This window comes from Enterobacter sp. EC_64, assembly GCF_019584165.1.
In the GTDB taxonomy this organism is placed as follows: Bacteria; Pseudomonadota; Gammaproteobacteria; order Enterobacterales; family Enterobacteriaceae; genus Enterobacter; species Enterobacter roggenkampii.
The window spans coordinates 35317-47232 of sequence record NZ_VDAS01000022.1 but is presented as its reverse complement, the minus strand read 5'-3'; the positions used below and the strand labels follow the sequence as shown (position 1 = coordinate 47232).

Below are 11916 nucleotides of genomic sequence, written 5' to 3'. Positions count from 1 at the left end.
ATATAATCTCTTTGCCTCGCTGTCACTTGATGAAAACTCACGATTTACAACAACCACCTATACTCATTTGTCATGGCACCACTATTCGCATGGACAGGAGTTGAGAATGATCGACCTTTATTATGCCCCTACCCCAAACGGCCATAAGATCACCCTCTTTCTTGAAGAAGCCGAGCTGGATTACAGGATCATTCGCGTGGATATCAGCAAAGGCGAGCAGTTCAGCCCTCTCTTTCTGGCTATCTCGCCGAATAATAAAATCCCGGCCATCATTGATAACCAGCCGGCGGACGGGGGCAGACCGTTGAGCCTGTTTGAATCCGGTGAAATTTTGCTCTACCTGGCGGAGAAAACCGGCAAGCTGCTGAGCGGCGAACTGCGCGAGCGCCACCATACGCTGCAATGGCTTTTCTGGCAGGCAAGCGGGCTGGGCCCCATGCTGGGACAAAATCATCATTTTACCGCTTACGCCCCGCAACCCATTCCTTACGCGATAGAACGCTATCAGGTTGAGACGCAGCGGCTCTACGACGTTCTGAACCGTCGGCTGGAGAAAACGCCGTGGCTCGGCGGCGATCATTACAGTATTGCCGACATCGCCTGCTGGCCGTGGGTGAATACGCATGAAAAACACCGAATTGACCTGGCCGCTTACCCGGCGGTGAACAACTGGTTTGAGCGCATCCGGACCCGCCCGGCGACCGAGCGAGCGATGCAAAAAATCCAGCAAATTTAACCCGGTATGAGGCTGGGTGCCTGTGAGGCTCTCATGTATTATGGGCAGGAAATACTGACACGGAGAAGACCTGCAATGTCACAGCCAGACGCCATTATTCGTATAAAAAATTTACGCCTGCGTACCTTCATCGGTATCAAAGAGGAAGAGATCGCCAACCGTCAGGATATTGTTATTAACGTGGTGATTCACTACCCCGCAGACAAAGCGCGCGCCAGCGAAGACATCAATGACGCGCTGAACTACCGCACAATCACCAAGAACATTATCCAGTTTGTGGAGAATAACCGTTTCTCTCTGCTGGAAAAATTAACTCAGGATGTGCTCGATATCGCACGCGAACATCACTGGGTCACTTATGCTGAAGTTGAGATCGATAAACTTCACGCCCTGCGTTACGCCGACTCCGTCTCTATGACGTTAAGCTGGAAACGCCAGGCGTAAACCTGGAGGTTGTATGAAGATTTTGCTGACCGGCGGTACTGGCCTGATTGGTCGTCACCTCATTGCGCGTCTGCAGGCCTTGCACCACGACATCACCGTGGTCACGCGCAGCCCGGAAAAAGCGCGTCAGGTGCTAGGGGCAGGTGTTGATATCTGGAAAAATCTGGCCGAGCAGCAAAATCTGGACGGTTTCGACGCTGTTATTAACCTCGCGGGAGAACCCATCGCCGATAAGCGCTGGACGGAAGAGCAAAAACAGCTGTTATGCAGCAGCCGGTGGAACATTACCGAAAAGCTGGTCGAGCTGATCCGCAACAGCCATACGCCGCCCTCCGTGCTGATTTCGGGTTCCGCAGTAGGCTATTACGGCGATCTTGGCGAGGTGGTGGTGACCGAGGAAGAGCCTCCCCATAACGAGTTCACCCATAAGCTCTGCGCCCAGTGGGAGCGTATCGCCTGCGCGGCGCAGAGCGATCGGACCCGCGTCTGCCTGCTGCGGACAGGTGTCGTCCTCGCGCCGAAAGGTGGCATTCTGGCGAAGATGCTTCCCCCTTTCAGGCTAGGACTCGGTGGCCCCATCGGCAATGGCCGTCAGTATATGGCGTGGATCCATATCGACGATATGGTCAACGGGATTCTCTGGCTGCTGGATAACGATCTGCGCGGACCGTTTAACATGGTTGCGCCGTATCCGGTGCGAAATGAACAGTTTGCCCACGCGCTGGGACATGCCCTGCACCGCCCGGCGATATTGCGCGTGCCTGCGACGGCGATTCGGCTGCTGATGGGTGAAGCGTCTGTTCTGGTACTGGGCGGACAGAGAGCGCTGCCAAAACGGCTGGAAGCGGCCGGGTTTGCGTTCCGCTGGTATGAATTAGAAGAGGCGCTGGGGGATGTGGTGCGGTGAATATGGTACAGTGACAGGCCATGTTCCGAAGAAATGGCGTAACAATGGCAACCATCACCACTCCCCGGCTTTACCTCACCCCTTTTGAACCCACTGACTGGGCCTTCTTCCGCTCGCTGCGTGAAGATCGCCGCATCATGCGCTATATGGCCGCCATCGCCCCGGAAAAAGAGACCCGACGCGTGTTTGCCGCGCGACTCGCTGCTGCTCATGTGTTTGTCATTCGCGCCCGGGATGATGATACGCCGCTGGGCGATATCGGCCTGCAAATCAGCGCTGAGAATCGTGAAGAGGCCGACATCGGCTATACGGTTGTGCCTGCCGCGCAGGGGAAAGGTATCGCCAGCGAAGCGCTGCGCGCGGTGTGTGATTACGCCTTTAATCAGACCGGCGTGAAGGCGATTAATGCGTACGTACTGGCGGACAATGGCGGGTCGATACGGGTGCTGGAGAAAGCCGGGTTTGTGCGTATGCAGGTACTGGAAAAGGCGTATGAGATTGACGGCTTGCGCTATGACGACTGGGTGTACCGGCTGGAGTGTAGTGCGGCCTGAATGCCGGGCGGCACCGCGTTTGCCCGGCCTACGGTTTTGTAGGCCCGGTAAGCGAAGCGCCACCGGGCGATTGGGCTGCACTGCGGTCTGATGCCCTCTTACTTCAGAGAGCCTTTAAGGAACTGCTGCAAACGCGGGCTTTGCGGGTTTGCCAGCACCTCGTCCGGGTGGCCCTGCTCTTCAATTTTCCCCTGATGCAGGAAAATCACGTGGTTCGAGACGTTACGGGCGAAGCCCATCTCGTGCGTCACCACCACCATCGTTTTGCCCTCTTCGGCCAGCTTCTGCATGATGCGCAGCACTTCGCCAACGAGTTCAGGGTCCAGCGCGGAGGTCGGTTCGTCGAACAGCAGCACCTCGGGCTCCATCGCCAGCGCGCGGGCGATAGAGACACGCTGCTGCTGACCGCCGGAGAGATGCACCGGGTATTTCATCTGCTGGCGTTCGTCGATACCCACTTTCGCCAGGTATTTCACCGCGCGCTCGCGGGCTTCATGCTTGCTCAGGCCCAGCACCTGAACCGGTGCTTCCATCACGTTCTCCAGCACCGTCATGTGGCTCCAGAGGTTAAAGTGCTGGAATACCATCGTCAGGCGCGTACGCAGCAGGCGCAGCTGGTTCTTGTCTGCCACCTTCAGCTGACCGTCTTTGTCACGCACCAGGTTGATATTCTGCCCGCTCACCACAATTGAGCCTTCACTCGGCTTTTCGAGGAAGTTGATGCAGCGCAGGAAGGTACTTTTTCCCGAGCCGGATGAGCCGATGATACTGATCACGTCGCCCGCATTCGCCTGCAGCGACACCCCTTTCAGCACTTCATGTTCGCCGTAGCGTTTGTGCAAATCAATTACGTTTAATTTGTTCTCAGCCATCATCTTTCTCAGTGCGTCGAAGAAGGTTTTATATGCTGCAACCAGCGTTTTTCAGCCTTACGGAACAGGCTAATCAGAACATAAGAGATAATTAAATAGAGCACCGCCGCAATGCCAAACGCGGTAAACGGCTGATAGGTTGCGGAGTTAATATCGCGCGCGATTTTGAGCAGGTCCGGCACCGTCGCGGTAAAGGCGAGCGCAGTCGAGTGCAGCATCAAAATCACTTCGTTACTGTAGGCAGGTAACGCGATACGCAGGGCCGATGGCAGAATGATGCAGCGGTAGAGTTTCACCGACGAGAAGCCGTAGGCCCGGGCTGCTTCAATTTCACCGTAAGGAACAGAACGAATCGCCCCCGCGAAAATCTCCGTGGTGTAGGCGCAGGTGTTGAGCGTCAACGCCAGCACCGTACAGTTCAGACCGCTGCGGAAGAACGCATTCAGCATCTCAGTGCCTTTTACGATCTCAAGCGTATACATTCCCGAGTAGAACACCAGCAGCTGCACGTACAGCGGCGTACCGCGAAAGACGTAGGTGAACAGCCAGATCGGGAACTGGATAAATTTATTGTTCGAGACGCGGCCAATGGCGAGAAACACCGCCAGAATTCCGCCCATTACCACGGAGGAGATCAGCAGCCAGAGCGTAATCGCCACGCCGGTAAAGCGGTAGCCATCTGTCCACAGCAGCGATTTCCAGTATTCCTGAATAATCTCAATCACAGGTCAGCCCTCTTCACACCCACGGAGTAGCGACGCTCCAGCAGAAGCAGCACACCATTGGAGACGGTCGTAAAGACCAGATAAATCACGCCACAGACCACCGCAAAATAGAACGGCTCCCAGGTGCTCTTACCCGCCAGCTGAGTCGCTTTCACGACGTCTTCCAGACCGAGCAGCGAGACCAGCGCTGTCGCTTTGAGGATAACCTGCCAGTTGTTCCCGATGCCCGGCAGCGCGTAGCGCATCATGGCCGGGAACATAATCCGACGAAAAGTTTGTGATGAGGTAAAACCAAATGCGGTTGCCGCCTCAATGTGACCTTTCGGCACGGCCATGTAAGCACCGCGGAAGGTTTCAGTGAAGTAGGCGCCGTAGATAAAACCGAGGGTAATAATACCGGCCACCATCGGGTCGATATCAATTTGTCCCATGCCCATCGCGTCTGTTATGCCGTTAAGCGCAATCTGCAGACCGTAAAAAATCAGCAGCATCAGCACCAGATCGGGAACGCCGCGAATGAGCGTGGTGTAGCCTTCAAAGATTAGCGCCAGGGGTTTGTTAGCTGAAAGCTTCGCCCCTGCGCCTGCCAGACCTATCAGCACCGCCAGCACCACGGAGCTGATAGCCAGCTCAAGGGTGACAAGCGCGCCCTGTAAAATAACGCCAGAAAATCCGTACAGCATACCGCGAGCCCTGTCGTATCGTGAGTGGTGGAACCGTGTCTTTTCCCCTCCCGCCGTGGGAGGGGCCGCACGTTATATGACGGGGCGATTAGCCGCCGTAAACATTGAAATCAAAGTACTTTTTCGCCAGCTTGTCGTACGTGCCGTCTGCGCGCATTTCAGCGAACGCCTTGTTCAGCGCCTCACGCAGTTCGTTGTCTTCTTTGCGCAGGCCCATACCGGTGCCCACACCAAACAACTTCACGTCCTTAATAGACGGGCCGCCAAACTTGTAATCTTTACCTACCGGCGTTTTCAGGAAGCCTTCGCTAGCCGCGACTTCATCCTGGAATGCGGCATCAATACGGCCTGCCGTCAGGTCAGCGTAGATATTTTCCTGGCCCTGATAGGAGACAATTTCAATCCCCTTCGGTGCCCAGTGCTCGTTGCCGTAGGTTTCCTGAGTGGTGCCCTGCAGCACGCCCACGCGTTTGCCCTTCAGCGATTCCAGCGTAGGCTGAATATCAGACGATTTCGCCACCACCAGACGTGAATCGGCCGCGTAGAGTTTGTCGGTGAAGGCAATCTCCTGCTGGCGTTTTTCAGTGATGGAGAGGGAGGACATGATTACGTCGATTTTTTTCGCTTTCAGGGACGGGATCAGCGCATCCAGCGGGTTCTCAACGTAGGTACACTGTGCTTTGATGCGTTTGCACAGCTCATTGGCCAGATCGATGTCAAAACCGACCAGTTCACCCTTTGAATTCTTCGATTCGAACGGCGCATAGGTAGGGTCGGTACCAATTCGAATTTTCTGCGGAATAGCTGCGAATGCCGCGGTGGCGCTGGAAAAGGCCAGTACCAGTGATAATGACAACACGAGTTTTTTCATATTTGTCCTCAACAAACTGTCTTCATACGGGATTTTTACGACGACGGGGTGGTGCTAATGTGCCATTAATCCCCTCAGTCAGGCAAAGATTAATGCCTTTCCAGCGGGAATTTTTGCATTATTAATGCGTAAGTATGCACACAGCGATCCAATACAGTGCATCAAATGCACCGTATTGGGTCAACCTCTCCCGTAACGCACCTTTCCGGTGCGTCACCGTCAGGTGTTATTCACCGTATACGTTGAAGTCGAAGTATTTCTTCGCCAGTTTGTCGTACGTACCGTCTTTACGCAGCTCTGCAAAGGCTTTGTCGAAGGCGGCTTTCAGCTCGGTATCATCCTTACGCAGGCCAATCCCGGTGCCGTCGCCAAAGTACTTTTTGTCTTTCACCGACGGGCCTGCAAACGCGTAGTCTTTACCCGCAGGCTGCTTCAGGAAGCCTTCGCTCGCGGCGACTTCATCCTGGAATGCCGCATCCAGACGGCCTGCCGCCAGGTCAGAGTAAATCAGATCCTGGTTCTGGTAAGCCACCACGTCTACGCCCTTCTCACGCCAGTTAGCATTGGCATAGCCTTCCTGCGTCGAGCCCTGAAGCACGCCGACATGCTTGCCTTTCAGCGAGTCGATGGTGGGCTTAATCGGGGAGCCTTTAGGCGCAATCAGGCGAGAATCCGCGGCGTAGAGCTTGTCAGAGAAGGCAATCTCCTGCTGGCGTTTTTCAGTGATGGAAAGAGAAGAGATAATGGCGTCGATTTTCTTGGCTTTCAGCGACGGGATTAACGCGTCAAAGTCGCTGCCCACCCATGTGCATTTCACCGCAATGCGTTTGCACATTTCATTACCCAGATCGATATCAAACCCCACGAAATCGCCTTTCGCATCCTTGGAAGAGAATGGCGCGTAGGTTGCGTCTGTACCGATACGAACCGTCTGTGGAAGCGCTGCGTAGCTACCTGCTGCCGCACTTAACCCCACCAGCAAAGACAGAGCCAGAACCGTCTTCTTCATACATTTACCCTCAAGTACCGTGATTTTATTATGTATTGTGTTGTGTGTTGTGTTGCAGGCTTCATCTTGCAGGTCTTATGCCACATTGCCGTCTGGTTAAAACTTCGACGTTAAATATGTTAATAAAACGTTGCGATACTGCCTTAATGGTGAAAGATAGCAGGTCTGCCGAACGAACCGGAGAGAGAAAAAGGGAAAAAACGAATTAAATGTCGAGGATATGATCGCCGTTGCATAATTGCCCTGAAACAGGGCAACGTGTCTTTTCATGCACCGGCTATGTGCACAGATTCAGGCACCCTGCCAGCGGGTGAAGAGATCCTCGGGCAGGTCGATGTCGAACTGATCGAGTACGCGGTTAACGGTCTGGTTGATAATGTCGTCCAGCGTTTGCGGACGATGGTAGAACGCGGGCACCGGCGGCATGATCACAGCCCCCAGCTCAGCAGCCTGCGTCATTAAGCGCAGATGGCCCAGGTGCAGCGGCGTTTCCCTCACGCACAGCACCAGAGGACGCCGCTCCTTCAGCACCACATCCGCCGCACGCGTCACCAGGGTGTCGGTATAGCTGTTCACAATGCCGGAGAGCGTTTTGATTGAACAGGGCAGGATCACCATGCCGGCGGTTTTAAACGAGCCTGAGGAGATGCTGGCGGCGATATCACGGGCATCGTGAACGACATCCGCAAGCGCCTGAACATCACGCAGGGAGAGATCGGTTTCCAGAGAGAGGGTCTGCCGCGCCGCCTGGCTCATCACCAGATGGGTTTCGACGTCCGCCACGTTACGCAGAACCTGTAGCAAACGTACGCCGTAAATCGCACCGCTGGCACCGCTGAGCCCAACTATGAGTCGTTTCATGATTTTCGCCCTTACTGATTTCAGGGCAGACTGTGCAGGATTTTGCGGGGAGTTGCAAGTGAGGGCATACGCCCTCACCTGCCGGAACATCAACCTTCGTTGTGCATCTCTAAGCTTTCGAGATCGTTTTGCAGCTGAACGGCTTTGGCGTCGTCGTTGCGCAGCGAATCAAGATAGTCGAGGTACTGCTGGTCAACGTCTTTGGTCACGTAAATACCGTTGAACACGGAGCATTCAAACTGCTGAATTTCCGGATTCTCGGCACGCACCGCGTCGATGAGGTCGTTCAGATCCTGGAAAATCAGGCCGTCAGCACCGATGATCTGGCGAATTTCGTCCACTTCACGGCCATGAGCGATCAGCTCGTTGGCGGTTGGCATATCAATACCGTACACGTTCGGGAAGCGAATCTCCGGCGCAGCAGAGGCCAGATAGACTTTCTTCGCACCCGCTTCGCGTGCCATCTCGATAATCTGCTCAGAGGTGGTACCGCGAACGATGGAGTCATCCACCAGCAGAACATTCTTGTCGCGGAATTCCGCGCGGTTAGCGTTCAGCTTGCGGCGCACGGACTTACGGCGCAGATGCTGCCCCGGCATGATAAAGGTGCGGCCAACGTAGCGGTTCTTCACAAAGCCCTGACGGTATGGCTTATCCAGAATGCGGGCGATCTCCAGCGCGATATCGCAGGAGGTTTCCGGGATAGGAATCACCACGTCGATGTCCAGATCGTCCCACTCGCGGGCAATCTTCTCGCCGAGCTTCGTGCCCATATTGACGCGCGCGCTGTAGACGGAAATCTTGTCGATGAAGGAGTCCGGACGGGCAAAGTAAACGTATTCAAACAGGCACGGGTTGCTGACCGGGTTGTCGGCACACTGGCGGGTAAACAGCTGGCCCTTCTCGGTGATATACACCGCTTCGCCCGGCGCCACGTCGCGCAGGAATTCGAAGCCCAGGGTATCCAGCGCCACGCTTTCAGAGGCAACCATATATTCGGTACGGCCATCGCCGAGGTCGCGCTTGCCGAGCACCAGCGGACGAATGCCGTTTGGATCGCGGAAGGCCACCATGCCGTGACCGATGATCATCGCCACGCAGGCGTACGCACCGCGGATCTGACGGTTGGTCGCGGCAATCGCGGCAAAAATGTTGTCCGCTTCCAGCGGATAGTGACGGAAGTTATCCAGCTCGCTGGCGAACACGTTGAGCAGGATTTCAGAATCAGAGGTGGTGTTAATGTGGCGACGTTTCTCTTCGAACAGCTTTTTACGCAGCTCATGCGCGTTGGTCAGGTTGCCGTTATGGGCAAGGGTGATGCCATACGGTGAGTTGACGTAGAAAGGCTGTGCCTCAGAGGCGCTGGAACTGCCAGCGGTAGGATAACGAACGTGACCGATCCCCATATTACCTTGCAGACGCTGCATATGGCGGGCTTCAAACACATCGTTTACCAGGCCATTCGCCTTGCGTAAACGGAAGCAGTTGTTTGCATCAATGGTGATGATACCCGCAGCATCCTGCCCACGGTGCTGAAGCACCGTTAACGCGTCATAAATCGACTGGTTTACCGGCATGAAACCGGCGATACCGACAATACCGCACATTCGTCTTTTCCTCGTTAAGCCACATCTCAGGGTTTATGCCCTGGGCAAAAAACTCGACGAGCTTTGCAGATAGTCAAAGAACCATCTGATGATGAAGCTGAACTCTGGAATGAGCTGCGATTTCTGCCAGTCTTCACTTTTGGAGAACCCGGTAAAGGTATCCAGGAAGAACAGGATCGCGGCCACAATCAGCACGCCTCGCAACGCCCCGAAACAGATCCCGAGTACCCTGTCCGTTCCTGACAGACCGGTTTTCTCGACCAGCTGACCTATCACGTAATTGACGATAGCGCCAACAATCAGCGTCGCGATAAACAGCACCGCGATGGCGATTCCATTTCGGACCAGTTCATCTTCAAAGCCCGTGAACCAGACAGACAGGTAAGTGTAGTAATGACTGGCGACAAAGAAAGCACAACCCCAGGTCACCAGCGATAACGCTTCACGAACAAAGCCACGGATCAGGCTAACCAGACAGGAAAAACCAATCACCGCAATGATGGCGTAATCAATCCAGACCATATGTGTCCCACGATTAAACGCCCTGTCATCCAGTTCGGGGCGAATTCTAACAGAAAAAGAAAACGTTTGCGTAGGGATTTCCTTCCCGCGCGTAAATAAAAAAGGCGCTGAAAAAATGTTCAACGCCGTGGCTTATCGCCTCTCTCTTACAGGAGCAGGTCGTACTTAGTTCGCGCTGTAGCCCATCACCACACCGCTCAGGCCGGAGATCTGCTTCAGCTCACCCAGCGACCCTTTCAGTTTGTCTTTAGACGCTTCTGGCCCCACGAGGATACGGGTAATTTTACCCTGCACCGGCGTGGAAGGTGAAGTGTAAACACGATATCCCGCACTGCGCAGTTTACCCACCACCTCATTCACCTTGTCCGCATTTTTCAGCGCACCGAGCTGCACCACGTAGGCTTTGCCCGTTGGGGCAGCAGCGTCCTGCTGCGTCGGTTTTGCTGGCGGAGGCCTCTCTGACGCTGCAGCGAGCTGTTCTGCCGCTTTATCACGCTGCGGTTTCGGCTGCGGCTTCTCAACCGGCTTCGGTTTTTCAACCGGTTTAGGCTGCTCGACCGGCACAGGATCGATATCGCTGTTGCTCGTGGCCGCCAGGCGAGACGGATCGAGCGACGGTGCGGCGGCATCGCCCGCGCGCACCTCTTCCGCCGCCCCTTCCGGAGGCTGAGCAGGCAGCGCCTGCGTCGCCGCGGGCAGCATATCCGGCTCATCGCGGTCGCCCGGTTTCGGCACCAGCGGAATCGCGGCAAACTCATCCTGATAATGCTTTTTCTGCCCGTCGAGCAGCCCGGGAAGAATAATCACCCCGAGCGCGACCAGCACAATGGTTCCTGTTAAACGGTTCTGAAACTTACTCGCCACCGGTTCTCCCCGCGTCCATCACTTCCATGACATGTGCCACCGTGTGGAATGAACCACACACCAGCACGGTATCTTCTGGTTTAGCCTCCGCCATCGCGGCATGCCAGGCCTGCGCCACGCTACTGTAGATTGCGCCTTTGCCGAGATGTTCCATCAGTTGCTCAGCCGTCGCGCCGCGTGGCCCCTCCAGAGGAGCACAATACCAGCTATCGACCACACTCTCCATGCAGGCCAGCGTCCCGCCGATATCTTTATCATGAAGCATACCGATAACCGCCAGCACGCGCCCGGTTTTTGGTAACGATTTGAGACGTCCCGCGAGATACGCCGCCGCGTGGGGGTTGTGCGCCACATCCAGAATCAGGCGCGGTGACTCGCTCACAATCTGGAAACGTCCTGGCAGAATCGCGTTTTGTATACCCTCGCGGATCGCCTGTTCGCTGACCGCGAGGCCGCTGGCGCGCAGTGCCGCCAGCGCGGTTGCCGCGTTTGGCTGCGGGACCTGCGGCAGCGGCAGGTTATCCAGCGCCCCCTGCGCGTCGCTAAAGCGCCAGCCGTTGTCCTGAACCTCATACTGCCAGTCAACGCCGCGGCGCAGCAGCTGTGCGCCCTTTTCGTTCGCCACGTCAGCAATGGTGTGCGGCATGTCCGGCTCGCCCACCACGGCAGGTTTATTTGCCCGGAAAATACCGGCCTTCTCGCGGCCAATGCTTTCACGATCGGGCCCCAGCCAGTCGATATGATCCAGCGCGATGCTGGTCACTACCGCCACGTCTGCATCGACGATATTGGTCGCATCAAGACGTCCGCCAAGACCAACCTCAAGGATCACCACGTCCAGCTGGGCCTGTTTGAACAGCCACAGGGCCGACAGAGTGCCGTATTCAAAATAGGTTAATGAGGTCTCTCCGCGCGCGGCTTCAATTTCCGCGAACGACGCCGTATGCGCCGACTCCGGCAGCTCGCGGTTCTGCACACGAACCCGCTCGGTGTAGCGTACCAGATGTGGCGAGCTGTACACGCCGACCCTGTAGCCCGCCGCCATCAGGACGGATTCCAGCGTGCGGCAGGTGGTACCTTTGCCGTTGGTGCCTGCGACGGTGAACACGAAAGGCGCCGGTTTCAGCACATCAAGACGCGCGGCAACCTGGCTTACGCGCTCAAGCCCCATATCGATGGTTTTACTGTGCAGGTTTTCCAGATAAGAAAGCCACGCGGCCAGGGGCGACGTGGCTTGGGGAATGCTTTTATTTTCCATAAT

The 11916-nt window shown here is 55.8% G+C and carries 14 protein-coding genes; 4 read left to right on the top strand and 10 right to left on the bottom strand.

Going from position 1 to position 11916, the window contains the following annotated elements:
* Positions 1 to 106: 106 nt before the first annotated feature.
* From yfcG to FHC52_RS16930, 4 genes are all read left to right on the top strand, one after another.
* Positions 107 to 736, top strand: a complete 630-nt coding sequence (gene yfcG, locus FHC52_RS16945; RefSeq protein ID WP_008502585.1) for a GSH-dependent disulfide bond oxidoreductase — start codon at positions 107 to 109, stop codon at positions 734 to 736.
* 75 nt (positions 737 to 811) lie between these two features.
* Positions 812 to 1180: a dihydroneopterin triphosphate 2'-epimerase gene (gene folX, locus FHC52_RS16940; RefSeq protein ID WP_008502586.1), complete on the top strand. Its 369-nt coding sequence runs from the start codon at positions 812 to 814 to the stop codon at positions 1178 to 1180.
* Between the two features lie 13 nt (positions 1181 to 1193).
* On the top strand, positions 1194 to 2087 hold the full coding sequence (locus FHC52_RS16935; protein ID WP_008502587.1) for a TIGR01777 family oxidoreductase: 894 nt from the start codon (positions 1194 to 1196) through the stop codon (positions 2085 to 2087).
* A 44-nt stretch (positions 2088 to 2131) separates the two neighbouring features.
* Positions 2132 to 2641 carry a GNAT family N-acetyltransferase gene (locus FHC52_RS16930; protein ID WP_023294130.1) on the top strand — a complete coding sequence of 170 codons (510 nt, stop codon included), beginning with the start codon at positions 2132 to 2134 and terminating at the stop codon, positions 2639 to 2641.
* Positions 2642 to 2739: 98 nt separating this feature from the next.
* On the opposite strand, the gene hisP is transcribed toward FHC52_RS16930, so the two are convergent.
* The 10 genes from hisP to folC form a co-directional block, all read right to left on the bottom strand.
* A complete protein-coding gene (gene hisP, locus FHC52_RS16925; protein WP_014832781.1) occupies positions 2740 to 3513 on the bottom strand; it encodes a histidine ABC transporter ATP-binding protein HisP in 774 nt (257 codons plus the stop codon).
* Between the two features lie 8 nt (positions 3514 to 3521).
* Positions 3522 to 4238, bottom strand: a complete 717-nt coding sequence (locus FHC52_RS16920) for an ABC transporter permease (protein ID WP_008502590.1) — start codon at positions 4236 to 4238, stop codon at positions 3522 to 3524.
* Positions 4235 to 4921 carry a histidine ABC transporter permease HisQ gene (locus FHC52_RS16915; RefSeq protein WP_008502591.1) on the bottom strand — a complete coding sequence of 229 codons (687 nt, stop codon included), beginning with the start codon at positions 4919 to 4921 and terminating at the stop codon, positions 4235 to 4237. Before FHC52_RS16915 ends, FHC52_RS16920 begins: the two co-directional genes overlap by 4 nt.
* An 88-nt stretch (positions 4922 to 5009) precedes the next feature.
* On the bottom strand, positions 5010 to 5792 hold the full coding sequence (gene hisJ / locus FHC52_RS16910; RefSeq protein WP_008502592.1) for a histidine ABC transporter substrate-binding protein HisJ: 783 nt from the start codon (positions 5790 to 5792) through the stop codon (positions 5010 to 5012).
* Positions 5793 to 6018: 226 nt separating this feature from the next.
* Positions 6019 to 6801, bottom strand: a complete 783-nt coding sequence (gene argT / locus FHC52_RS16905) for a lysine/arginine/ornithine ABC transporter substrate-binding protein ArgT (protein ID WP_008502593.1) — start codon at positions 6799 to 6801, stop codon at positions 6019 to 6021.
* A 291-nt stretch (positions 6802 to 7092) separates the two neighbouring features.
* Positions 7093 to 7662, bottom strand: coding sequence for a UbiX family flavin prenyltransferase (locus FHC52_RS16900; protein ID WP_023344598.1), 570 nt, complete (start codon positions 7660 to 7662; stop codon positions 7093 to 7095).
* A gap of 89 nt (positions 7663 to 7751) precedes the next feature.
* The gene (gene purF, locus FHC52_RS16895) at positions 7752 to 9269 is read right to left on the bottom strand and encodes an amidophosphoribosyltransferase (protein WP_021241570.1); all 1518 of its coding nucleotides are present in this window, start codon (positions 9267 to 9269) and stop codon (positions 7752 to 7754) included.
* A 33-nt stretch (positions 9270 to 9302) separates the two neighbouring features.
* The gene (gene cvpA, locus FHC52_RS16890; RefSeq protein ID WP_000262116.1) at positions 9303 to 9791 is read right to left on the bottom strand and encodes a colicin V production protein; all 489 of its coding nucleotides are present in this window, start codon (positions 9789 to 9791) and stop codon (positions 9303 to 9305) included.
* A gap of 165 nt (positions 9792 to 9956) precedes the next feature.
* On the bottom strand, positions 9957 to 10655 hold the full coding sequence (dedD, locus tag FHC52_RS16885) for a cell division protein DedD (protein ID WP_126289163.1): 699 nt from the start codon (positions 10653 to 10655) through the stop codon (positions 9957 to 9959).
* A complete protein-coding gene (gene folC, locus FHC52_RS16880) occupies positions 10645 to 11913 on the bottom strand; it encodes a bifunctional tetrahydrofolate synthase/dihydrofolate synthase (protein WP_032675252.1) in 1269 nt (422 codons plus the stop codon). The genes dedD and folC overlap by 11 nt, the downstream gene beginning before the upstream one ends.
* Positions 11914 to 11916: the final 3 nt, after the last annotated feature.